The sequence below is a fragment of the Desulfoscipio geothermicus DSM 3669 genome, assembly GCF_900115975.1.
Taxonomy (GTDB): Bacteria; Bacillota; Desulfotomaculia; order Desulfotomaculales; family Desulfallaceae; genus Desulfoscipio; species Desulfoscipio geothermicus.
Genome location: NZ_FOYM01000007.1, coordinates 24287 through 48366, shown reverse-complemented (window position 1 = coordinate 48366; position 24080 = coordinate 24287). Strand labels below are relative to the sequence as shown.

Below are 24080 nucleotides of genomic sequence, written 5' to 3'. Positions count from 1 at the left end.
CTCCACAATTTATGCTTACACTAACACCTTCACTGGTTGAAACAGATAATAGTCCGGCGCTTCGGGATCGTGCCGGGTAACAGCCAGGGCCAGTAAACCGTTCGGGTCTTCCAGGCGCACCAGCTGGTCTGCGGCAATCTTTTGCCCCACCGCAATTGTAGGTAATCTCAGGCGATTTCCGCAGCTGGCCGCTTGCACCGCCGCTCCCTGGATTTCAACGCGGGGCAGGTTTTCCAAGGCTTTATGCATGGGTACCAGGGCGGACGACCGCAGGGCCCCCTGCTCCTGCATACCGCGCAACTGCTCCAGGGTTATTGTATTATCCAGACTAAACAGCCCGGCCCGGGTGCGCAATAAAAATGACATGTAGGCGCCGCAACCCAGCCTCTCCCCCAGTTCATGGCATATAGTGCGGATATATGTCCCGGCGGAACAGTGAATATCCAGCACCGCCCGCGGCGTACCGGCGCCATCATGATAAAAGTCAACCAGTAATATGTCATATATATAAACAGAGCGGGATTTTCTTTCCACTTCCATGCCGGCCCTGGCCAGCTCATATAACTTTTTCCCTTGGTATTTGACGGCTGAGGTCATGGGCGGCACCTGTTCAATTTGGCCGGCAAAATGCACCAGGTGCCTTGCTACGTCGCCCGCCGCAAGCCCGTTCGCACCGGTGCGCCGAACAACGTCGCCAAATGCGTCCTGGGTGGTGGTGGACAGGCCGAAAGTTACCTCCACCCTGTATTTTTTATCATCGGGCAGGTACTGGATGATACGCGTGGCTTTGCCCACACATACGGGCAACACCCCGGCGGCCCCCGGGTCCAGTGTTCCGGTATGACCGGCCTTTTTTACGCTGATAGTATTCCTGACAAAATTCACCACATCGTGGCTGGTCATCCCCGGCGGCTTGAGGATATTTAAAATACCGTTCATGTGTGTTCATCCTTTAAAGCAGTAAGCGCCGCCTCCAACATACGCCGCTGGATTTCGGCCAGATCGCCCTCCATGATGCACCCGGCAGCGCGCTGATGACCGCCCCCCCCGAACTGCGCCGCCAGTTTATTGACGTCCAGAAAGTACTTGGAACGCAAGCTGACTTTATATTTATTTGCTTCTATTTCGCGATAAAACAGGGCCAGTTCCACACCCTTGATCGCCCGGGGGTAATTGATAACCCCATCCACGTGTTCATTACGGGCGTTCAACTCACGCAGCGTATCTTGTCTGACGGACATCCACGCCACCCTGCCGCAATCACTGATACGCAATGATTGCAGCACCCGACCGAGCACTTTCATGCTGACCAGGGATTTTTCCTCGTATAATAATTTATTGATCCGGGCAGCATCAATCCCCAACTTGATCAGTTCCGCCACCCTGATATGCGTTTGCGGCCCTGTATTGTCATAGCGAAAAGATCCCGTGTCGGTAATAATGGCCACGTAAAGGCACGCGGCCATCTCGGGGTCCAAGGAAACGGGCAGTAACCGCAGCAGTTCGTAAACCATCTCACCTGCCGCCGCGTAACCTGGCTCATTAAGGTAAATGTGCCCAAAAACGGTGGCGCCGGCATGATGGTCCAGGACAATTACCCGGCCCGCCCGTTCCAGAAAACTATGATGGCACCCCAACCGGTCGGGAACCGAGCAGTCCACGGAAACAAACACATCAACAGCCTTGTACCCGTTGCCGGTCACCGTGATTTCACTCGCCCCGGGCAAAAAGGCATACATCTCCGGCACCGGGTCGGGGCTCAACATCAATACCTCTTTCCCCATTATCTTGAGTGCCCGGCCAAGGGCAAGCACAGACCCCAGGCAATCGCCGTCGGGCATAACATGCCCGCACAATGCTATGTTCCTGGCCCGGCGCAGGGTTTCCGCCACAGTGAAATACAGCTTCGACCGTTCAGGCATCGTTACTACTTACCTCGTCCAATAATTTAAGCACCTTATCTCCGTGATCCAGAGATTCATCAAGTTTAAAGGATATTTCGGGTACATGCCGCAGCCTGATGCGACGACCCAGTTCGGTACGGATAAAGCCCGTCGCTTTTTTTAAGGCGGTCATTGCTTGCCCCCGCACGTCAGCATTGCCCAAAATACTGACATGGATTTTGGCATACTTTAAATCACTGGATACGTCTACCCCGGTAATGGTTGCAAAGCCAATGCGCGGATCTTTTATTTCATCTCTGAGCAAATCGGATACTTCCTGCTTGATTGCCTCGGCCAACCTTTCGGGCCGGTGGGACATATAAATCCCCCCTTTGACATTATTATACCAAAATCAAGCCAATTCACGCTTAACTGCCTCCACAGTATAAGCCTCGATCTGGTCTCCTTCCCTTATATCGTTAAACTTTTCCACGGTCATGCCGCATTCATAGCCCTGGGCCACTTCGCGCACGTCATCTTTAAAGCGTTTCAGGGAATCCAGTGTTCCTTCATGTATAACAATGCCGTCCCTGATGACCCGAACACCGGCATCCCTGGTTATCTTTCCTTCAGTTACATAGCTACCGGCAATGGTGCCCACCTTGGACACTTTGAAAGTTTTACGCACTTCGGCCCGGCCAATAACCACCTCTTTGTACTCGGGGTCCAAAAGACCGCTCATGGCCGCCTTAATATCTTCAATGGCATCGTAAATAACCCGGTATAACCGGATATCCACTTTTTCCGTTTCCACGGCCTTCCTGGCGTTAACATCCGGGCGCACGTTAAATCCTATGACTATGGCGTTGGATGCCGAAGCCAGCATGATGTCCGTTTCGGTAATCGCGCCGACGCCGCCGTGGATAACGTTTACCCGCACCTCTTCGGTACCGATTTGCTCCAGCGCCTGGCGCACGGCCTCTACCGAACCCTGCACATCAGCCTTGATAATTATGCTGAGTTCCTTGACCTGTCCATCCTGGATCTGGCTAAACAAATCGTCCAGCGAAACCCTGGGCGCAGTGGCCTTCAATTCCAGTTCACGCTTTTTATTGTGCCGTTCATCGATTATTTGCTTGCCCAGTTTCTCGTCCTCCACGGCGAAGAAAAGCTCACCCGCCGGTGGGACTTCCGAAAAACCAAGCACCTCCACCGGCATGGACGGCCCGGCCTTTTTCACCCTGCGTCCGGCATGGTCCATCATGGCCCGCACTTTTCCGTAAGCCACCCCGGCAATTATGAAATTTCCCACCCGAAGGGTGCCGTTTTGCACCAGTACTGTTGCCACCGGCCCCCGGCCCTTATCCAGCTCCGCCTCAATAACAGTGCCCCGGGCAGGCCGGTTGGGATTGGCCTTATATTCACCGATTTCCGCCACCAGCAAGATCATTTCCAGAAGTTCGGTAAGATTTTCCCTGTTTTTAGCGGAAACCTCGACAAATATGGTATCGCCGCCCCATTCCTCGGCGACGAGATTGTGTTCCGTCAACTCGCGCTTTACCTTTGCCGGGTCGGCTTCGGGTTTATCTATCTTATTAATGGCCACAATAATCGGGACCTCCGCCGCACGGGCGTGGTTGATCGCTTCCACGGTCTGGGGCATAACCCCGTCGTCGGCGGCCACCACCAGGATGGCGATATCGGTAACCTTGGCTCCCCGGGCCCGCATGGCCGTGAAAGCCGCGTGGCCGGGCGTATCCACAAAGGTAATCTTTTTCCCGTTGTGTTCCACCTGGTACGCGCCAATGTGCTGGGTAATGCCTCCCGCTTCTGACGCGGTGACGTTGGTATGCCGGATGGCGTCCAGCAGGGAGGTTTTACCGTGGTCCACATGCCCCATGATAGTGACCACGCACGGACGGGGCTCCAGGTCGGCCGGGGTGTCTTCATGGTCCTGCATCAGCAGAGCTTCCTTATCCTCCTCAACCTTGACATTGACTTCGTAACCCAGTTCGTTGGCCACTATCGTCGCCGTGTCAGAGTCGATTTCCTGATTTATCGTGGCCATGGTCCCCAGTTCCATCAGCTTTTTAATCACTTCGGCAGCATTAATGGCCATCTTTTCCGCCAGTGATTTTATAGTGATATTTTCTCCAATGGTAATCGGTTTTCGTTCGCGGACAAGCACCGGCTGGGTTTTCTTCTTGACCGGTTTGCCGCCCTTTTTGTTAAACACCATTTTTTCCGGGCGGTTACCCCGGTAGGTCTCTTTTTGGAACCTGTCTTTTTTATCCTTATCGCCTTTGCCCTTGAAGGCGTGCTTTTCAACCTGTTTGACCCGTTCCTGCGCCTTGGTTTTTTCCATGGCCTTAACTTGGTCGGGCTTGCCTTTTTGGGCAAATTTTAGCTTACTGTTATCATCTTTATGCAGTATCTGCCGGGCATCTTTTCCGCCGCGTGCCGCGGGCCTGGGGGGCCTTTGCTGCTTGTTGCCGCCGGTGTTGGATTTGGCAGGCTGATAACGGTCGGCCGGCCTGGTCTGTTGGCCGCGCTGGGCAGTGTAATCGATATTACCCGCCGGCCTGGCGGCAGGCTGTTTCTCCACCTGCTGGCCCTGGCGAGCGGGCGGCGCCGGCGTTTGCTGTCCCCGCCCGGCTGCCCTGGGCTGATCGTTCCGGTGCGGGGGATTTTGCTTTTTATGGCGCTGCGCGCCGCCCCGTCCCCCGCCGCCGGCACCGCGCAGCGGTTTTTCAGTAAACCGGCGATCGGGCGGCCTGTCGGGAACCCGGTCGACCAATCCCGGCCCGCGATCGTGATGATTATCCCTTTTGCGCTGGCCGGCACCCCGTTTGCCTGTTTCCTTCGCGCCGTGGGCAGCTCCGTTTTTTTCCGCCTGTTCGGCCCGGGTTTTGCGCCCCAGGTAATGCTCCCTGATGCGCACAATGTCTTTTTCATCCAGCGTGCTCATGTGGGATTTGACGTTGATGCCCATATTATGCAGCTTATTTACCATTTCCTTACTTTCTATGTTAAGCTCCTTGGCAAGTTCATGGACCCGTTTTTTCACCATACAATCACCTCCGAAAAATTAACGCGTAGACAAGTCGGCCTCTCCCCTTTCCATAGCTCCGGCGACACCCCGGGCCAGCTGTTCATCCGTTATCGCAGCCACGGTACGTGGCGCTTTTCCCAGCAAAATACCCAGTTCGTTCTTGGAAGCATAGTAGAAAACAGGGACATTCTTTTCCTTAGCCAAATGTACAAAGTCATCCTTGCTGCGCTCGCTTGCGTCTCGTGCCAGTATCAACAACTTAACTTCGTCTTTTAAAAAACCGTTGCGCACAGCGGTATCGCCGCTGATCACTTTCCCGGCGCGCCTGCACAACCCCAGCATCTGGGCAACCACACCGGTCATATTTGTTTCATCCTTTCCAGTAGCTCATCCTTGATTTCCCGGGCAATGGGCTGTTTTAACGCCTTTTCCAGCCTTTTGCCCTTGATGGCTTTTTCCAAACATGCCTCACTGGGGCAGATGTAGGCGCCGCGGCCCGAACGCTTGCCGGTGCTGTCTATTTCAATGTATTCCTCCGGTGTTCGCACCACCCTGATCAATTCTTTCTTGGCTTTCATTTCCTGACAGCCGATACACATGCGCTGTGGTATCTTTCTTACTCTGGGCAAGTCGATACCCCCTATTCAACAAACTCTTCGTCAAACAAGTCCTGATAATCCGGGTATAGTTCAGCCATCTGGCTTTCGCTCTTGATATCTATCTTCCAGCCCGTCAATTTGGCCGCCAAACGAGCGTTTTGTCCTTCCTTGCCGATAGCCAGCGAAAGCTGGTAATCGGGCACAATAACCCGGGCCACTTTTTCATCCTCCCATATCTCCACCGCCACAACTTTGGCCGGGCTGAGCGAACTGGCCACATATTTGGAAGAATCTGCATCCCATTTAATGATATCAATTTTTTCCCCACGCAGTTCGTTAACTATGGTTTGTACGCGCATGCCCTTCGGGCCCACACAGGCGCCTACGGGGTCGACATTTTCATCCCGTGAATAAACGGCGATTTTGGACCGGTACCCGGCCTCCCGGGCCACGGATTTAAGTTCCACCACGCCTTCCTGCAATTCCGGCACTTCCAGCTCAAAAAGCCTTTTTAACAAACCGGGGTGCGTTCTGGAAACAAAAATTTGCGGTCCTTTGGTGGTCTTTTTAACCTCGACTATATAAGCCTTGATCCGTTCCCCCTGGTGGTAAGTTTCCCCGGGCATCTGTTCCGACGGGGTAAGGATGGCCTCGGTTTTACCCAGTTCAATAAATACGTTTTTATTCTCTATCCGCTGCACTACCCCGTTGATAATATCTCCTTCCCGGTTGGCGAACTCTTCGTAAATAATATTGCGTTCGGCCTCGCGGATGCGTTGTACCACCACTTGCTTGGCGGTCTGGGCGGCAATCCGGCCGAAATTGCGCGGTGTGACCTCGGTTTCCACCACATCGCCTATTTCATAACGGGGATCGACGGCCTGGGCTTCCGCCAGAGATATTTCCAGGCGCGGGTCCTCCATAGTTTCAACAACGTTTCGCTGCGCATAAACCTTGCAATCACCAGTTTCCCGGTCTATGTGCACCTTGGCGTTTTGCAGCGACCCGAAATTCCTTTTATATGCCGAAAGCAGCGCGGCTTCTATCGCCTCCAGTAATACATCTACGGTAATTCCTTTTTCCTTTTCGAGGTCCCTCAGGGCCTCCAAAAATTCGGTATTCATTTACCGTGTCCCTCCACAAATCACTATTCCCTTGAACATATTTACCGGTGTCATAACTCGGCCGCCAGGCGGGCAAAAGCCACCTGTTCCATGGGGATGACGACGCTGTTCCCGTCCACGTCCAGCGTAACGGCATGATTGCTTGCCGCGATAAGCTTGCCCTTGAACTTGCGCCGGTTTTCCACCGGCACATAGGTGGTAAGGCTGATTTTCTCCCCGGTAAACCGTTCAAAGTCGGCCAACTTTTTTAGTGGTCTATTTAAACCCGGTGATGAAACCTCCAAGGTGTACGAGTGGGGAATCGGGTCCGTTGCGTCCAGCAACGGGTCAATGCTTTCCGATACGCGCTGGCAGTCCTCCAATCCGACACCGCCGGGCTTATCTATAAAAACCCTTAAAAACCATCTCCCTCCTTCTTTCACATACTCTATATCAACCAGTTCCATGCCCAATTCCGCTATCGGGGAAGCGACTATTTTTTCCACCGTGCTCACGACTTTTCCTTTGTTCATCAGGTCTTATCCTCCTGCATATTTAAAGCTTCATTGATATTTCCTTTAGTATAAGACGAAAGAGTGGGTATTACCCACTCCTTTAAAAACAGTTCGCAAATAGTCGCCGGCAATGGAGCCCTCGGCGAGCCGCCCTGCAGCGGCTGTAGGCAAAAGTCACGCCATCGCAATCGAGCACAAACGCAAATTAATAGTAACATAAAAGGCATCGTTTGACAAGGCGCAGCCCGCCGCCCGGGACATTTTACACTGCAATCCGTTTAATGCCCCATTACCTGCAACTTTGCTTTTACCGTCTCAACCACTTCGTCCAGCGGCACCATAATCGTTTCCCCTTGGCGCCGCAGGTAGAGTTCCACTTTCCCGGCGGCCAATCCCTTTGCTCCCACGGTAATGCGGATAGGATAACCCACCAGGTCGGCATCATTGAATTTTACCCCGGCGCGGTCCGGACGGTCGTCGACAACGGATTCCACTCCGGCCCGGTTCAGGGCATGATATATTTTTTCCGCCGTCTCCATCAGGTTCTGGTCCTTATGGCTTACCGGCACCACAATCACATGGAAAGGCGCTATCTGCACCGGCCAGATTATACCTCGTTCATCATGGTTCTGCTCAACTGCGGCGGCCATGGTCCTGGTCACGCCGATCCCGTAGCAACCCATGATGAAAGGCCGGGCCTTGCCGTTTTCATCCAGGAAGGTAGCCCCCAGCGCCTTGCTGTACTTGTCGCCCAGCTTGAATATCTGGCCCACTTCAATGCCCCGGGCCCCCTGCAAAGCAGTGCCGCAAACCGGACAAGGTTCACCGGCTTTGACCAGGCGAATGTCCGTGACTAGATCCGGTGTGAAATCCCTCCCGGGGTTGATATTGACCAGGTGGTGATCGTTTTCATTGGCTCCGCAAACGGCATTTGCCAGAGCCATCACCTCGGGGTCGGCCACCAGGCGTACGCCGGTCAAGTTAACCGGTCCGGCGTAACCGGCGGATGCGCCGGTTGCTTTGCGCACCGTTTCTTCGCCCGCCATCTCCAGCCTTATGCAGTCCAAAGCGTTATACAGTTTAATTTCATTAATCTCCCGGTCACCCCTGACCATGGCAGCCACGGTTTCTTTTTCGGTGGTATAAATAATGGTTTTAATCATCCTGGCGGGTGAAATCTTGAAAAATGTGGCCACTTCCGCCATGGTACGGCAGTCGGGCGTGTGCACCTTTTTCGGTTCCAGCGCGGCTGCGTCATCCTTTTCAGCGGGCGGTACCGCCTCGGCCCGCTCCTCATTGGCGGCGTAGCCGCACTGTTCATCGGTGCAATATACAATAGTAGCTTCACCCGATTCGGCCAGCACCATGAATTCGTGCGTGTCACTGCCGCCGATGGCCCCGGAGTCGGCCACCACGGGCCGGAACTGTAAACCGCAGCGTCGGAAAACATTGGTGTAGGCTTCAAACATTTTATTATAGCTTACGTCCAAACCCGCCTCATCGCGGTCAAAGGAATACAAGTCCTTCATGATAAATTCCCGGCCGCGCATCAAGCCAAACCGCGGGCGCCGCTCGTCCCGGTACTTGTTTTGAATCTGATATAGCAAGAGCGGCAACTGCTTGTATGAATTAACCTCTCCCCGAACCAGGGCGGTGATTATTTCCTCGTGCGTGGGTCCCAGACAAAAGTCCCGTCCGTGCCTGTCCTTGAGCCTGAACAACTCGGGCCCGTAAACATCCCAGCGCCCGGACTCCTGCCACAATTCGGCCGGTTGCATGATCGGCATCATGATCTCCTGCCCGCCCTGCCTGTCCAATTCTTCTCTGATAATGCGTTCAATTTTGAGAATCACCCGCCAGGCCAGGGGCAGCAGGGTATAAATACCGGCCGCCGCCTTGCGCATAAAGCCGGCCCGCAATAACAACCGGTGACTGATCACCTCTGCTTCCGCGGGCACCTCCCGCAATGTCGGCAGCAGTAGTTGCGAAACTCTCATTCAGCTAGTTCCCTCCATTGACCAAATTATCAATTTCTTTCATCAGTTCCTCCACCAGCAAATTCTCCGGTACTTTCCGGATAACCTGACCTTTGCGGAAGATCAAGCCCTCTCCCTTGCCCCCGGCAATACCGACATCGGCATGTCTGGCTTCCCCGGGGCCGTTGACCACACAGCCCATAACCGCCACTTTGAGCGGCCGGTCCAGTTCGGCTAGACGCTCCTCCACCTCGCCGGCAATTTTGATTAAGTCAATTTGCGTCCGGCCGCAAGTGGGGCAGGAGATCAATTCCGCGCCCCGCCGCCTGAGCCCCAACGTTTTCAATATTTCGTAGGCCACCCGTACCTCCTGGACGGGGTCGCCGGTCAGGGAGACCCGCACGGTATCCCCAATACCTTCCCAGAGCAGTATGCCGATACCCACCGCTGACTTAACGCTCCCGGCAAATGCCGTACCGGCTTCGGTAACGCCGATATGCAGGGGGTAGTCCACTTTGTCTGCCAGCATGCGGTAAGCGGCGGCCATCAACGGTACATCCGAGGCTTTAAGGGATATTTTAATGTCGAAAAAGCCCATCTCTTCCAGCATTGCCACGTGCCGCAGAGCGCTTTCCACCATGGCTTCCGGCGTTATGCCGTCCCGCAGCAAATCTTTCTCCAGGGAGCCGGCATTCACGCCGATACGGATCGGTACTCGTTTCTGCGCGGCCGCCTCGACCACCGCCGCCACCTTGTCCCGACCTCCGATGTTGCCGGGGTTGATGCGCAAGCCGTCCACACCGGCCTCAATGGCCGCCAGGGCCAGGCGGTAGTTGAAGTGGACATCCGCCACCAGTGGGACGGAGAGGCCTTTTTTAATTTCCGGCAGCGCGCGGGCAGCTTCCCAGTCCGGTACCGCCACCCGCACAATTTCGCATCCGGCCTTTACGAGCCGCTTAATTTGCGCCCTGGTGGCCGCAACATCCCTGGTGTCGGTATTGGTCATGGATTGAACCGAGACCGGGGCGCCGCCACCTACCGTGACGCTGCCCAAACGCACCGGCCTGCTTTTCCTGCGCTGCACAATTGTCGCCTCCAGTATAACCCGGTATTTTAATGATTGGCTCGAATAAAGCTAAATCAGGGTAATTATAACACTGTCATAAAAATTTTGCCAATCCTTTGGTGGGTAAGTGTTTATTTCAGGATCGGCAGTTCCCACTATAATTCCTTACCGGCGTGTCTGGTGCTTACCCGGTAAATCCAAAATTATACCCCGGCAAACTTTGCCGGGGCAAGTACCTATGGACTGCTTTGCGGGCTTTGCACAAACAGCTGCAATATATCGTTATAGGTGATAAACACTATCAGAAGCAGCAAAAACCCGAAGCCCACCAAATGAATCAAGTTTTCCTTGGTGGGATCCACCGGTCGTCCCCGGAAACCCTCGAAGCCCAGAAACATGATTCTGCTACCGTCCAGGGCCGGGATGGGGAACAGGTTGAACAACCCCAGGTTAATACTCAGGAAAGCTGCCAGCTGCAGCAGGTAAAAGAATCCCGTCTGCACGGCCTTGTCGATTTCCCAGATAACCCGCACCGGCCCGCCCAGGTCAGCCGGCGCCTGGCCGGCAACCATTTTACCGATGAACTGCAATATCAAAACCGTGACCCGGAAAGTATATTCAAAACCGCTTATCAGGGCCGCCAGCGGGTTGAGTTTTTTAACCCAGTAAATACCGATCATTCCCCGGCCGCCTTCCGCGGCTGCGGGCGTGATTTCAAACGCCATCTCACGACCGTCCCTGATCACCACCAGGGTGGTCGGTTGTCCCGTGCGGGCGCTTACCAGCCTGGTTATCTCTTCCTTACTGTCAACTTTCCGGCCGTCAATGGAATAAATGACGTCCCCAGGCTTTAACCCCGCCTTCTCCGCCGGCTGTCCCGGCACAATATCCCCAATGGTGGTGCCGGGCGTGGGCAGTCCCTGCAGCATGAATATCAAAGCCAGCAATAGCGCCGCCAGTAAAAAGTTCATCAAGGGCCCGGCCATAATTACGGCCACCCGCTGCAGGATTGTTTTATCACCAAACCCCTTGCCGGCCTCGACATCCTCTTCCTCGGGGTCCATGCCGGCCATGCGCACGAAACCGCCCAGGGGAAGCAGGCGCAGGTTATAGTTGGTTCCACCCCGGGACAAGCCCAACAATTTGGGTCCAAAGCCCATGCTGAATTCGTAGACCTTTATCCCCACCGCTTTAGCCACGGTAAAATGGCCAAGTTCGTGAAAGAATATCAATATGCCGAAAACGAATATCGATGCCCAAAATGTAGCCATAAACTCCATCCTTTTCGGATAATTAGAAAATTTCTTCGGCTGCGGCGTTTTACCTGGCACGCCACAAGTCCACCAACCCCGCCGCTTTCCGGCGCGCCCGGCTGTCCACGTCCAGTATTTCCTCCAGAGAACAGTATTGTTGCGGGCTGTGCCCGTGCATCACCGTCGCCACTATCTCCGGTATGGCGGTAAAGCATATTTTTCCCGCCAAAAAGGCCGCCACCGCCACTTCGTTGGCGGCGTTCATAACCGCCGGCATGGTGCCGCCGGCACGCCCCGCCTCATAAGCCAGGGCCAGAGACGGAAAACGTTCCCGGTCAGGTTCCTCAAAGGTTAAATCCCGGACGGGCCATTGCAACCCTGGCACGCTTCCGTCAACGCGCCGGGGATGCAAAAGCGCGTATTGAATAGGCAGCGCCATGTCGGGCACTCCCATCTGCGCCAGTACTGAACCGTCAACAAACTCCACCATGGAATGAATGATGCTCTGCGGGTGAATTACCACATCAATTTTATCATAATCCACATCAAACAACCACCTGGCCTCAATAACCTCAAGCCCTTTATTCATTAAAGTGGCCGAATCAACGGTAATTTTCGCGCCCATTTGCCAGTTGGGGTGCTTGAGCGCCATAGCCGGTGATATACCGGCCATCTGTCCAGGAGAAAAATTTCGAAAGGGTCCTCCCGAAGCAGTAAGGATAATGCGGGCCACGCTGGCGATGTCTTCCCCGTTGAGGCACTGCCAGACCGCCGAATGCTCGCTGTCGACGGGGATGATACTGACGCCGTATTGCCGCGCCAAGCCGGTAACCAATTCACCGGCCGCCACCAGGGTTTCCTTGTTGGCCAGGGCAATATGCTTCCCCGCCCGGATGGCGTTTATGGTGGGCTCCAGTCCCGCCGCGCCGGATATGGCGGTCAAAACAGTGTCCGTGCCGGGAAAAATGGCTACAGCCAGCAAACCCTCCCGACCGCTGAGGACCTCAACCTCCCGGTATTCGCCCAGCTTATCACGCAGCCAACGGGCATCTTCTTCCCGGTGGACGGAAATTAATCGCGGCTTATACCTTTTCACCTGCTCCAGCAGTAATTCCCTGTTCCGGCCGGCCGCCAGGGCCAGCACCTGTATCTCCGCCGGAAAATTGTCGGCGACTTGCAATGTTTTACGCCCAATAGAACCTGTACTGCCCAAAATAGCAATTTTTTTCATGATAATCCCTATAATACTATGGTTAAATTTAATTATTTATGTATGTAATTTCCAGATCTTATAGTGGCTTGAATAGCAATCACCAAAATGGGGCCGATAATCAGGCCCAACACGCCCAGCGTCTTGAGCCCCACATACATGGCAATCAATACCGCCAGGGGATGTAGCCCTAAATTGGCCGCCACTACCTTGGCCTCCAGCACCGCCCTGACCACCATGACCAGTAGATATAACGCCGTTAACTTTAATCCAAGCATAACATTGGAGGTGACAAAGGACCAGGCGGCCCAGGGAATATAAATAGTACCCGGACCCAAAACCGGTATCATATCAAAAAAGCCTATGATCAACCCCAGAGTCAGCGCATATTCCGTGCCGATAAAGTATAAACCGATAATGCTGATGGTAGTGGTAATGGTAATTAAAATAAATTGCGCACGTACGTAAGATTGAAAGGCACCGGCAACCTGCCTGCTGACCGCCAGCACCCGCTCTCCCCACGGCGGGGGGACCAGTCTCAACCACATTTCGATTATTTTTTCCCTGTCCTTGCTGAAAAAATAAGTGGCAATCAAACTAATAATAATGATCATAATGGCGCCCGGTATCCCACTCAGAACATACAGCAGGGAATTTACCAGGTCCCGGGCCCAGTGTTGAATATTAACGGTTACGCTGTATATGGCTTCATGCAGGTTGCTGGTCACACTCTTGGGTAAAGTGCCGTAAAACAGCACCCCTTTTTTTACCCAAATATCAATTAAATACTGGGCCTCCTCCACCTTTTGGGGTAGCATTGCTGAAAGATCGTTTAATTCCTTAACCAGTCTTAAAATAATCAAGGTTAAAGCAGTGCCGATCACGCCGAAAAACACAATCATGGCCGCGGGAACCGCTATGATTCTGGATATCTTGCCTTTATTGCTGAAAAGGATAACCACCGGTTCCATAAAAATGCTGAATATAGCGGCCAGCAGAAATGGAAACAATACAGCCAGCAAACTGCCCAGCCAGGAAAACGCTTCGGGCACCACGTATTTCATGGCCAGATAGATGGCCAGCAGCGTTACCGCTCCCGCCAGAACATACAAAATATTCTTTACCGCTTGCGGCACGGCATTCACCTCAGCTTATTTTAATCAAACCCACATAGTAGTATACCAGGGGAGCCGTAAACAGCATACTGTCGAACCGGTCAAGGATACCCCCATGCCCGGGGATCAGTCTGCCGGCATCTTTAATACAGGCCTGGCGTTTTATGGCCGATTCCACCAAATCGCCGACCTGCGCCGCCAAACCCGCCAGCGCGCCTAAAACCAGCAGATCCCCCACCGGCAGAGCGGGGTAAAACAACGTCACCAAAAATGCTGCCATAATACTGCCTGAAACCCCGCCAACCGCTCCCTCGACAGTTTTCCCCGGACTGACGGCCGGGGCCAGCCGCCGCCTGCCCCACTGCCGGCCGACCAGATAGGCCGCAGTATCATTGGCCCAGGTGCATACCAGCATCACTATGAGCCATATCCACCCGTTATCCAGCGTGCTGAGTAGAAAAAAATAAAGAAAAAGCCCCAGATACATGATACTCAGGAAAGTAACCGAAGCGTCCAGCGGCGTAAACCGCGGGTAATACAATATCACCGACAGGAAACAGGCGAATAATACAATAATCACGGCGGCGCCATGATATCCTTCTTTAAATAAATATGCCGTCAATAATAAAATAAAACAACCGGGAATAACCAGAAACAAAGGAACCTGCAAATTCAGCCGGGAAAAAATATGATTGATTTCCCGGGCCGCCAGCAGCATTAATGCCGCGGTAACGGCAAGCAACAGAACACCTCCGTACCGAACGGCAACAATTAGCAGGGGAATCCCGACCAACGCGCTCAAAAACCTATGCCAGAACACCTAATCACCAACCTGCGACAACTAATCATGCACCAACCCGCCAAAACGCCTTTCCCTGTGCTGAAAATCCAGCAGGGCTTTTAAAAAATTCTTTCGGCCAAAATCCGGCCACATGGTGTTGGTGAGCCAAAATTCCGTATAAGCCAACTGCCAGAGTAAAAAATTGCTTACCCGGTAATCGCCCGAAGGTCTAATCAACAAGTCAGGATCAGGCTGGCCTGCGGTAAATAAATGGTCTGCGATAACTTGTTCGGTGATTTGCTCCACCTCTAACTCGCCGCGCTCTATTTTACGCCCGATCAAATGCACCGCCCTGAGCAATTCCGCTCGGCCGCCGTAATTTAGCGCTATATTAAATACCAGGCCGGTATTGTTTTTGCTTCGGTCAATGGCCAGGGCCACCGCCTCCTGCGCCCTGGCCGGCAATTCGGATAACAAGCCCATCGGGTGTATTCTTACGTTATTGGCGCATAACTCATCTATTTCCTTATATATGTATTCTACCAGCAAATCCATCAGGGTATTGACTTCCTCGCGCGGCCTTTTCCAATTTTCCGTGGAAAAGGCGTATACCGTCAAATATTTTAACTTGATTTCTACGCCTAATTTGACTACTTCACGCAAAGCTTTTACGCCGGCCCTATGTCCAAGCGACCTAAGCGCTCCCCTTTGGGTCGCCCAGCGCCCGTTGCCGTCCATGATAATGGCCACATGCTGCGGCATCCTGGCAGGGTCCAACTGCTGCAGCATTTCCTGTTCACTCAACTCGTTACACCCGGAAACAGCATTACGGCGGTTACCCATCAGACGTTTAAACAAATTACGGCCCCCTTTCCTATAAAACAACCCCCTCCGGAAACGAGGGGGTTCAATCCATTATTCTTCGATAATGGCACCGGTGGGGCATTCCTCGATACATGTTCCACAATCTTCACATTTATCCGCGTCGATCTTGTAAATATCACCTTCGATAATTGCTTCGTTGGGGCAGGATTCAAGACAGGTTCCGCATGCCAGACATTCGTCAGTAATTTTAAAGGCCACTTGTTTACACCTCCTTCCCTGGAACTTCTCTTGCTACCGTTAGGACAAGCTTGTTATCAGCCAGCCGGCGGCAACGAATAACCCTTTGTTTGCCCTGTGCGGCATCGCGGGGCGGCGAGGTGTATTCCACTTCCGCTTTCCATCCCCTGGACCGGCACAAATCCAGCGCCGCATCCAGTTCTTTCACCAAAAGTTCATTTTTATGCATAATTATACGGTCATTATTTCCTTTTCTTTGGCCGCCAGTAAATTATCAATTTCCTTTATGTATTTATCCGTAAGTTTTTGCACTTCATCTTGCAGGCGCCGCTGTTCATCTTCGGAAATTTCACCGTTCTTTTGTTGAGTTTTCAAGGCGTCATTGGCATCGCGTCTTAAATTGCGTACCGCCACCCGGCCTTCTTCAGCTTTCTTTTTCACTACCTTTACCAGTTCAGCCCTTCTTTCCTGGGTCAGTTGCGGTATGGCCAACCTGATTACATTACCGTCACTGGCCGGGGTTATCCCCAAATCTGATTTCAAGATGGCCTTTTCAATTTCCGGCAGCACGGTCTTATCCCAGGGCTGAATGACCAAAAGCCTGGCTTCCGGGGCGCTGACATTGGCCAATTGGTTTATCGGAGTCGGTGTACCATAATACTGGACCATAATTTTATCCAGCAGGGAAGGAGTGGCTCTTCCGGCGCGCAAAGAGGCAAACTCCTTGTTGACCACTTCCACCGTCTTCTTCATGTTCTTTTCCGTCTCAGACAGAAGAGGGTTTGCCAATCAAATCACCTCCAACATATGTTCCCACACTTTCACCCTGAACAGCTCGCTTAATGTTGCCCGGTTCATTAAGCCCAAATACCAGTAAAGGGATACGGTTATCCATGCACAGGGAGGTAGCCGTGGAATCCATCACACCCAGCCCTTTGTTTAAAAGGTCGATATAACTCAGTTTACCAAATTTTTTCGCATCTTCATTTTTCAAGGGGTCGGAATCATAAACACCGTCCACCCGCTTGGCCATTAAAATGACTTCGGCCTCTATCTCAGCAGCCCGCAACGCAGCGGTGGTATCAGTGGAAAAGTAAGGATTGCCGGTACCCGCCGCAAAAATTACCACCCGGCCCTTTTCCAGGTGCCTGATAGCCCGCCGGCGAATATATGGCTCAGCCACTTCCCGCATTTCTATCGCCGTCTGCACCCTGGTATCAACATCGTGTTTGGCCAGGGCATCCTGCAGGGCCAAGGAATTTATTACCGTGGCCAACATGCCCATGTAATCAGCGGTGGCCCTGTCCATACCCTTGGTACTGCCGGCCACGCCGCGCCAAATATTGCCGCCGCCGACCACCACGGCCACTTCCACCCCAAGTTGCACCACTTCTTTTATTTGCACCGCAATGGAATAAACCACCTCGGGGTCAATGCCGTAACCTTTGGACCCGGCCAGAGCCTCCCCGCTGAGTTTTAATACGACCCTCTTATATTTGGGCATATCCATTTGGGGCATATAACCTCCCGTCAAACAAAGTAATTTCTACACAAGTCTGTTAATTCCTTTTTTTAGGTTGATTGCATATCAAATTTATTCCTAAAACCTACTTTTTCCCTGCCTGAGCCATAACCTCGGCGGCAAAGTCATCTTTTCTTTTCTCCAGACCTTCGCCTAATTCGTAACGTACGAACCTGCGAATGGAAATGTTCTCCCCTATTTTAGCGATCTTTTCCGTGACCAATTGTTTGACGGTTTTATCGGTATCCTTGATAAAAGGCTGTTCCAGCAAACAAATTTCTTTATAAAATTTCTCCAGGCGGCCTTCAACCATTTTCTGGATAATCTTTTCCGGTTTTCCTTCATTAGCCGCCTGGGCGGCCAAAATATCCCTTTCTTTAGCCACCACATGTTCCGGAACCTCTTCCCGGCTTACATATTCCGGGCGGGCGGCGGCGACCTGCATGGCAATATCTCTTACCAGTTCCTTAAATTCACCGGTTTTAGCCACAAAGTCGGTTTCACAGTTAACTTCTATCAGCACGCCGATTTTACCACCGGCATGGATGTAGGAATCCACCAGTCCCTCGGCGGTAACCCGACCCGCTTTTTTGGCTGCCGCCGACAACCCCTTTTCACGCAGGTAATCAACGGCTTTTTCCATATCCCCTTCGGTTTCCTTAAGCGCCTTTTTACAATCCATCATTCCGGCGCCGGTTTTTTCCCGCAGTTCTTTAACCATTGCTGCAGTTACTTCAGCCATAAGACATCCTCCTCATTTTTCCCTGGTAATTTAATATTATAACCGTTTTTAATATATCCAAAAACATAGAAAAAAGGCAGGGGTTACCCATATTCAGGTTAATCCCCCACCGGCATTTTATTCGGCAACTTGTTCTCCCTGTTTGCCTTCCAACACAGCATCAGCCATCTTACTGGTCAACAGCCTGACCGCTCTAATGGCGTCATCATTGCCCGGGATCACGTAATCCACTTCATCGGGATCGCAGTTGGTATCGACAATCGCGATAATAGGGATGCCCAACTTGCGCCCCTCGGCTACGGCGATCCTTTCTTTGCGCGGGTCAATGACAAACATTGCCTGCGGCAACCGGCGCATATCCTTAATGCCGCCCAGGAACTTATTCAGCCTTTCCTTTTCATGCAGCAGTTCGGCAACTTCCTTTTTGGGTAACATTGCCATGGTGCCGTCCTGTTCCATTCTTTCCAGTTCATGCAGCCTGTCAATGCGTTTGCGGATAGTCTGGAAGTTGGTCAACATTCCCCCCAGCCAACGCTGATTGACATAGAACATACCGCACCGTTCACATTCTTCGCGGACTGATTCCTGCGCCTGCTTCTTGGTGCCCACGAACAGGACGGAACCGCCTTCCTGGACAACGGACTTCACGAAATTATAGGCTTCTTCCACCTTTTTGACGGTTTTTTGCAGATCGATAATGTAAATGCCGTTACGATCGGTAAAAATGTAAGGAGCCATTTTCGGATTCCATCTCCGGGTCTGGTGACCGAAATGGACACCCGCCTCCAGTAATTGCTTCATGGAAATAACCGCCACTGGTTCCACCTCCTCCCTCGGTTTTTTCCCTCCGCCACCATCATCATTCCGCAGGACCCCCACAGGGGAACCACCTGCTGAAATCCGGCAACGTGTGTATTTCGCACCAGCAAGTATTCTAACATAAAGTTTAACCAGTGGCAAGGATAAATAAAATATACCTCACAAAAAAGCAGCCACTTTTAACTGTGGCTGCTTGGGGCCGGTTTTGTTTTTAATGCTGTCTGAGACGTTCCAATTCTTCCAGTAACCGGTCGTTCAAAACTTTAATGAAGGTGCCTTTCATGCCCAGGGATTTGGACTCGATAACCCCGGCGCTTTCAAATTTACGCAGAGCGTTAACAATGACGGACCTGGTGATACCCACCCGGTCGGCAATTTTGCTTGCCACCAACAGACCTTCATCGCCGTCAAGCTGCTTGAATATGTGATGCACCGCATCCAATTCCGAATAAGACAGAGTACCCAGGGCGATTTGCACAGCGGCCCGCTTACGGGCTTCTTCTTCCATCCGGTCTTGACGCGCCCGCAGTATTTCCATGCCCACCACGGTGGCGCCCAACTCGGCCAAAATCAAGTCTTCGTTCATAAAATTATTATCAAATTTGGCCAGCACCAGGGTACCCAACCTGGTCCCCGCACCCACTATAGGCACAACAGTAGTAATTTTGTTAAATTTGCAACGCTTTTCGTGATGGAAAGCGCAATCCTTAGCAGTTTGACATATATTGGCGTGGGTCTCATTGATCCGCAGCAGGTTTTCGTTATATTCTTCGGGGAAACCGGCCGGCGACTCCACTATGCCTTCCATAATTTCACAGACAAAGCCCCTCAAGTAGCTATATCCCAATACCTTTCCCCGGCGGTCCAAGATGTATACGCTGCATTCAATATTTTCACTTAAAATGGCGGCTATTTCTTTAAAATCAACCGGGTAGCCAGCGGATTTTTGCAGCACCTTGTTAATTGAACGCACCTTTTCCAGCAAATTACGCATGCTACATCGCCTCTTTCTTATACTAGTTCCATCAAAATTAATAAATGTAGAACAACTTTAATAAATATATATTTACATAATATTTTTAATTAAATCAACAACCAATTTATAGCTTTATATTGAAAATATTGATAAATTAACACATATACTGATAAAAACTTTATAAGATATACCTGCTCAAATCCTGGTTTTTAACTACTCCATCAAGCTTTTCCGCCACGTAATGTTCATCAATTTCATATGAAGCGCCGCTTAAATCGCTGGCTTCAAAAGAAATATCCTCCAAAAGTTTCTCCATAATGGTATGCAGTCTTCTGGCCCCGATGTTTTCTGTTTGCTCATTAACAGTATACGCTATTTCGGCAATTTTCTCAAGTGAGTTTTGTGAAAATTTGACCTTAAGCCCCTCTGTACGTAATAATTCGACGTATTGTCTGATTAAAGAATTTTTCGGTTCCGTTAATATTTGCAAAAAATCTTCCCGGTTTAGACTGGCCAGTTCGACCCTGATGGGAAAACGCCCCTGCAGCTCTGGTATCAGGTCTGAAGGTTTGGACATGTGGAAAGCTCCGGCGGCAATAAACAATATGTGATCCGTCTTGACCGGCCCGTATTTAGTCATCACGGTGGACCCTTCAACAACAGGCAGGATGTCTCTTTGCACCCCGCCCCGGGAAACATCAGGTCCGGAGCCGCCTTCCCGCACCGCGATTTTATCTATTTCATCCAAAAAGATAATGCCGTCATTTTCCGCCCGTTGCACCGCGGTGGCCGTGACTTCATCCATATCAATCAACTTTTGGGCTTCCTGTTGGGTTAAAATTTTACGCGCTTCGCCGACGGTAACCCGGCGTAGATGTTTTTTCTTGGGCAAAATATTACCCAGCATATCGCTGATATTTATACCCATCTCCTCGACGCCGGAACCGGTAAAAACCTCCATGACCGGGGGTTTATTGTCTTCCACTTCTATTTCCACGTACTCTTTCTCCAGTTCTCCCCGGGCCATTTTTTCCCGCAACGTCTCCCGTTCAAATTTAACCCGGCTGGCCATTTGCTGGTATTGCGTATTATCCGCCTGGTCCGCCTGACGGTTGGCGCCGAAAAGCATTTCCAGCGGGTTACGCGCCGCCTTATCTTCTTTGGGCATGGGCGCTAGTAATTCTATAATACGTTCTTCAGCCATTGTTTTGGCTTTTTCTTCCACCCGTGTAATTTTTTCCTGGCGCACCATCCTAATGGAGGTTTCCACCAGGTCACGCACCATGGACTCCACATCACGCCCCACGTAACCAACCTCGGTGAATTTAGTGGCTTCCACCTTGATAAAGGGGGCGTTCACCAGCCTGGCCAGGCGCCGGGCAATTTCCGTTTTACCCACGCCGGTAGGCCCGATCATCAAAATATTTTTCGGCATTACCTCGTCCCGCAAATCTTCGGGTAGTTTGCTTCTCCGGTACCGGTTGCGCAGGGCAACGGCCACCGCTTTTTTGGCCTGGGCCTGACCCACAACATATTTATCCAATTCAGCCACGATTTGTTTTGGCGTTAGGGAACTCACCCGATCCACCTCCGGCGATTTCATAATGTTTCCACGGTAATCTGGTTATTAGTATAAACACAAATGTCGGCAGCTATGGCCAAGGCTTCTCTGGCTATTTCGCCGGCGCTTAGAGGCGTATGTTTGAGCATTGCCCGGGCTGCCGCCAGAGCGTAAGGCCCTCCTGAACCTATGGCGGTTACGCCGTCGTCCGGTTCAATTACTTCCCCGCTGCCGCTGACCACCAGCAAGCACTCTTTATCAGCCACTACCAGCAGGGCTTCCAGGCGGCGTAAAAATTTGTCGGTCCGCCACTCCTTGGCCAGTTCAACCGCCGCCCGTTTCATGTTGCCCTGATAGGCATCCAGCTTGCCCTCAAATTTTTCAAACAGGGTGATGGCGTCGGCCACTGAACCGGCAAACCCGGCCAGTACGGCCCCTCCGTGCAGGTGCCGCAATTTGCGGGCGTTGTGTTTTAGCACGGTGTTCTGCCCGAAGGTGACCTGGCCGTCCCCGGCCATGGCCACTTCTTTGCCTTTTTTTACGGCAACGATGGTAGTTGCGTGAAACATAATCTTATTCTCCTTTGCCAAAATCCGATCAAGCCCGCGGGTGGGATTTGTCGTAAACCCGCTTCACCCGTTCCTTGCTCAAGTGCGTGTATATCTGAGTGGTGGACAGCCGCGCGTGGCCCAGCAGTTCCTGCACCGCCCGCAGGTCCGCCCCGTTGTCCAGCATATGCGTGGCGTATGAATGGCGGAATGTATGCGGACACGTTTGCGCGTTTAAGCCCAACATTTTGGTATACCGCTTTACCAGCCAGCGCACGCCCCGGTCTGTTAGACGCCCGCCCCGGTTATTGAGGAACAGGGCGTCGATGCGCCCCGGTTTCTTTTCCATTAACTGCGGTCTAATTCGGTGCATATAAAAACGCAGCGCCTCAACAGCGTAATCACCCAGGGGCAGAATACGCTCCCGGTTTCCTTTGGCCGTAACCTTTATCAATGCCCGGTTCAGGTCGACATCTGTGATATCCAGCCCCACCAGTTCGCTAACCCGGATACCGGCGCCGTACAGCGTTTCCAGCACGGCCCGGTCCCGGGCGCCCAGAATTTTTTTCCGGTCGGGATGCTTGATTACGGCCTCCATTTCCTGCAGCGTTAAAAAACGGGGTAATTTCCTGTCCCGTTTCGGAATGCCGACTCTTAAAAGGGGATTGACCTCCACCACCCCTTCCCGGCATAAAAACCGGTAAAAAGACCGCCAGGCGGACATGCGCCTGGATATGGTGGCGCCTGATTTTTTCCGTTGCCTGAGAAAGGCCAGATAGCTTCTAAAAAGAGCGGCGTTTGCTTCAACGGGATGCAAGGCAAAGTCTTGCTTGCCCAGTTCCCGGGCAAAATAAGCAAGGCCGTCAAATAAATCATTGCTATAATTCTTTATAGTATGTTGGGATGCATTTTTTTCTGTTTGTAAATAAACAATGAAACTGTCAATGTAACCGTACATAAACTACCTCGTATTCTGTTAGACCAGGGACATCTGCCACCGGTCCAGTTTTTCCAGGGCCCTCTGAGCGTACATGGCATTCCGCCTTTTTTTGTCCCGTATTTTTTCCGGCAGCGGCGGAAACAGCCCGAAGGTCACGTTCATGGGCTGGAAATTGCGGGGATCCGCCGCAGTGATGTAATGGGCCAGGGCGCCATGGGCGGTTTCCGGCGGCGGCACTTTGGGCTCGTGCCCCTGTACCAGCAATGCGGCGTTTATGCCCGCCACCAAGCCCGAGGCGGCGGATTCCACATAACCTTCCACCCCGGTTATTTGACCGGCGAAGAAAAGATTCTGACTGATTTTGCACTGGTATGTAGGTCGTAAAAGAACCGGGGAGTTAATATATGTATTCCGGTGCATAACCCCGTAACGCACAAATTCAGCCCGCTCCAAACCAGGAATCATTTGGAAAACCCGCTTCTGCTCGCTCCATTTCAGGTGCGTTTGAAAACCCACCATGTTAAACAGCGTGCCGGCGGCGTTATCCCGGCGCAATTGCACCACGGCGTAAGGTCTTTTACCCGTACGCGGGTCAATCAAGCCCACCGGCTTTAACGGCCCGAAACGCATGGTGTCCCGCCCCCGGCGGGCCAGTATTTCTATGGGCATGCACCCCTCAAAATTCTTCTCTTGCTCAAATTTTTTGCGCGGCGCCCGCTCGGCCCCGGTCAGGGCCTGCCAGAAAGCTTCATATTCCACCTCATTCATGGGGCAATTTAAATAATCGTCCTCACCCTTACCGTAGCGGGAAGACCAAAAAACTTTTTGCATATTAATGGATTCCAGGGTTACTATCGGAGCCACGGCATCGTAAAAATACATATATTCCCGGCCGGTAAATTCCTTTATTTTTTCTGCCAACCGGTCCGAAGTCAACGGCCCCGAGGCTATTATAATAAAACCATCGCCTATATCAGTATATTCACGCCGGCACACTTCAATCAATGGATGGCGCTCCAGGAGATCGGTAACGGCTCCGGCAAACCCTTCCCGGTCCACGGCCAGCGCGCCGCCGGCCGGTACGCTGTATTCATCCGCGCAGCGCATGATGATGGAATTCAGCCTGCGCATCTCTTCCTTCAAAAGCCCTACAGCGTTTTCCAGAGCCCTGGCCCGCAATGAATTGCTACAAACCAGTTCGGCAAAAAAGCTCGTTTGGTGGGCGGGAGTGCTTTTTTCCGGTCGCATTTCATAAAGCCGCACCGACACCCCTCTGCGGGCCGCCTGCCAGGCCGCCTCGGAACCGGCCAGCCCCGCGCCTATGATGGTCAGTGTATGTTCAGTCAATATCTCCACC

At 52.3% G+C, this 24080-nt stretch carries 26 protein-coding genes; all 26 read right to left on the bottom strand.

Features of this window, described 5'->3' with window-relative positions:
- Positions 1–15: 15 nt before the first annotated feature.
- Positions 16–939 carry a tRNA pseudouridine(55) synthase TruB gene (gene truB, locus BM299_RS05660; protein WP_092482494.1) on the bottom strand — a complete coding sequence of 308 codons (924 nt, stop codon included), beginning with the start codon at positions 937–939 and terminating at the stop codon, positions 16–18.
- Complete coding sequence (locus BM299_RS05655) at positions 936–1922, bottom strand: DHH family phosphoesterase (protein ID WP_092482493.1); 987 nt, start codon at positions 1920–1922, stop codon at positions 936–938. The genes truB and BM299_RS05655 overlap by 4 nt, the downstream gene beginning before the upstream one ends.
- The gene (gene rbfA / locus BM299_RS05650; RefSeq protein ID WP_092482492.1) at positions 1915–2262 is read right to left on the bottom strand and encodes a 30S ribosome-binding factor RbfA; all 348 of its coding nucleotides are present in this window, start codon (positions 2260–2262) and stop codon (positions 1915–1917) included. Before rbfA ends, BM299_RS05655 begins: the two co-directional genes overlap by 8 nt.
- Positions 2263–2295: 33 nt before the next feature.
- Positions 2296–4953, bottom strand: coding sequence for a translation initiation factor IF-2 (gene infB / locus BM299_RS05645; RefSeq protein ID WP_092482491.1), 2658 nt, complete (start codon positions 4951–4953; stop codon positions 2296–2298).
- Positions 4954–4971: 18 nt separating this feature from the next.
- Positions 4972–5298, bottom strand: a complete 327-nt coding sequence (locus BM299_RS05640; protein WP_092482490.1) for a L7Ae/L30e/S12e/Gadd45 family ribosomal protein — start codon at positions 5296–5298, stop codon at positions 4972–4974.
- Positions 5295–5564 (bottom strand): RNase P modulator RnpM, encoded by a 270-nt coding sequence (gene rnpM, locus BM299_RS05635; protein ID WP_092482489.1) that lies wholly within the window; start codon positions 5562–5564, stop codon positions 5295–5297. The genes BM299_RS05640 and rnpM overlap by 4 nt, the downstream gene beginning before the upstream one ends.
- 11 nt (positions 5565–5575) lie before the next feature.
- Entirely contained in the window at positions 5576–6658 is a 1083-nt protein-coding gene (gene nusA / locus BM299_RS05630) for a transcription termination factor NusA (RefSeq protein WP_092482488.1), read from the bottom strand.
- 50 nt (positions 6659–6708) lie between these two features.
- Positions 6709–7170 (bottom strand): ribosome maturation factor RimP, encoded by a 462-nt coding sequence (gene rimP, locus BM299_RS05625; protein WP_092482487.1) that lies wholly within the window; start codon positions 7168–7170, stop codon positions 6709–6711.
- A gap of 260 nt (positions 7171–7430) precedes the next feature.
- Positions 7431–9149, bottom strand: coding sequence for a proline--tRNA ligase (locus BM299_RS05620; protein WP_092482486.1), 1719 nt, complete (start codon positions 9147–9149; stop codon positions 7431–7433).
- A gap of 4 nt (positions 9150–9153) precedes the next feature.
- Positions 9154–10212: a flavodoxin-dependent (E)-4-hydroxy-3-methylbut-2-enyl-diphosphate synthase gene (ispG, locus tag BM299_RS05615; RefSeq protein WP_092482485.1), complete on the bottom strand. Its 1059-nt coding sequence runs from the start codon at positions 10210–10212 to the stop codon at positions 9154–9156.
- Positions 10213–10430: 218 nt separating this feature from the next.
- Entirely contained in the window at positions 10431–11465 is a 1035-nt protein-coding gene (gene rseP / locus BM299_RS05610) for an RIP metalloprotease RseP (RefSeq protein ID WP_092482484.1), read from the bottom strand.
- A gap of 49 nt (positions 11466–11514) precedes the next feature.
- Positions 11515–12678, bottom strand: coding sequence for a 1-deoxy-D-xylulose-5-phosphate reductoisomerase (locus BM299_RS05605; RefSeq protein WP_092482483.1), 1164 nt, complete (start codon positions 12676–12678; stop codon positions 11515–11517).
- 32 nt (positions 12679–12710) lie between these two features.
- Positions 12711–13793, bottom strand: a complete 1083-nt coding sequence (gene ytvI, locus BM299_RS05600; RefSeq protein ID WP_092482482.1) for a sporulation integral membrane protein YtvI — start codon at positions 13791–13793, stop codon at positions 12711–12713.
- A 10-nt stretch (positions 13794–13803) separates the two neighbouring features.
- On the bottom strand, positions 13804–14592 hold the full coding sequence (locus BM299_RS05595) for a phosphatidate cytidylyltransferase (protein WP_245779662.1): 789 nt from the start codon (positions 14590–14592) through the stop codon (positions 13804–13806).
- A gap of 21 nt (positions 14593–14613) precedes the next feature.
- On the bottom strand, positions 14614–15411 hold the full coding sequence (locus BM299_RS05590; protein ID WP_425429470.1) for an undecaprenyl pyrophosphate synthase: 798 nt from the start codon (positions 15409–15411) through the stop codon (positions 14614–14616).
- Between the two features lie 57 nt (positions 15412–15468).
- Positions 15469–15636 (bottom strand): 4Fe-4S ferredoxin, encoded by a 168-nt coding sequence (locus tag BM299_RS05585; protein ID WP_092482481.1) that lies wholly within the window; start codon positions 15634–15636, stop codon positions 15469–15471.
- 4 nt (positions 15637–15640) lie between these two features.
- On the bottom strand, positions 15641–15844 hold the full coding sequence (locus BM299_RS05580; RefSeq protein ID WP_092482480.1) for a hypothetical protein: 204 nt from the start codon (positions 15842–15844) through the stop codon (positions 15641–15643).
- A 2-nt stretch (positions 15845–15846) separates the two neighbouring features.
- Complete coding sequence (gene frr / locus BM299_RS05575) at positions 15847–16368, bottom strand: ribosome recycling factor (protein WP_425429472.1); 522 nt, start codon at positions 16366–16368, stop codon at positions 15847–15849.
- A gap of 13 nt (positions 16369–16381) precedes the next feature.
- Positions 16382–17125, bottom strand: a complete 744-nt coding sequence (gene pyrH, locus BM299_RS05570) for a UMP kinase (protein WP_092482567.1) — start codon at positions 17123–17125, stop codon at positions 16382–16384.
- Positions 17126–17222: 97 nt separating this feature from the next.
- Positions 17223–17879, bottom strand: coding sequence for a translation elongation factor Ts (gene tsf, locus BM299_RS05565; RefSeq protein ID WP_092482478.1), 657 nt, complete (start codon positions 17877–17879; stop codon positions 17223–17225).
- A 117-nt stretch (positions 17880–17996) separates the two neighbouring features.
- The gene (gene rpsB, locus BM299_RS05560; protein ID WP_092482566.1) at positions 17997–18695 is read right to left on the bottom strand and encodes a 30S ribosomal protein S2; all 699 of its coding nucleotides are present in this window, start codon (positions 18693–18695) and stop codon (positions 17997–17999) included.
- 214 nt (positions 18696–18909) lie between these two features.
- A complete protein-coding gene (gene codY, locus BM299_RS05555) occupies positions 18910–19692 on the bottom strand; it encodes a GTP-sensing pleiotropic transcriptional regulator CodY (protein WP_092482477.1) in 783 nt (260 codons plus the stop codon).
- A 160-nt stretch (positions 19693–19852) separates the two neighbouring features.
- The gene (gene hslU, locus BM299_RS05550; RefSeq protein WP_092482565.1) at positions 19853–21253 is read right to left on the bottom strand and encodes an ATP-dependent protease ATPase subunit HslU; all 1401 of its coding nucleotides are present in this window, start codon (positions 21251–21253) and stop codon (positions 19853–19855) included.
- Between the two features lie 20 nt (positions 21254–21273).
- Positions 21274–21804 carry an ATP-dependent protease subunit HslV gene (hslV, locus tag BM299_RS05545; protein WP_092482476.1) on the bottom strand — a complete coding sequence of 177 codons (531 nt, stop codon included), beginning with the start codon at positions 21802–21804 and terminating at the stop codon, positions 21274–21276.
- Between the two features lie 28 nt (positions 21805–21832).
- Positions 21833–22741: a tyrosine recombinase XerC gene (xerC, locus tag BM299_RS05540; protein WP_092482475.1), complete on the bottom strand. Its 909-nt coding sequence runs from the start codon at positions 22739–22741 to the stop codon at positions 21833–21835.
- A gap of 18 nt (positions 22742–22759) precedes the next feature.
- A complete protein-coding gene (gene trmFO / locus BM299_RS05535) occupies positions 22760–24070 on the bottom strand; it encodes a methylenetetrahydrofolate--tRNA-(uracil(54)-C(5))-methyltransferase (FADH(2)-oxidizing) TrmFO (protein ID WP_092482474.1) in 1311 nt (436 codons plus the stop codon).
- Positions 24071–24080: the final 10 nt, after the last annotated feature.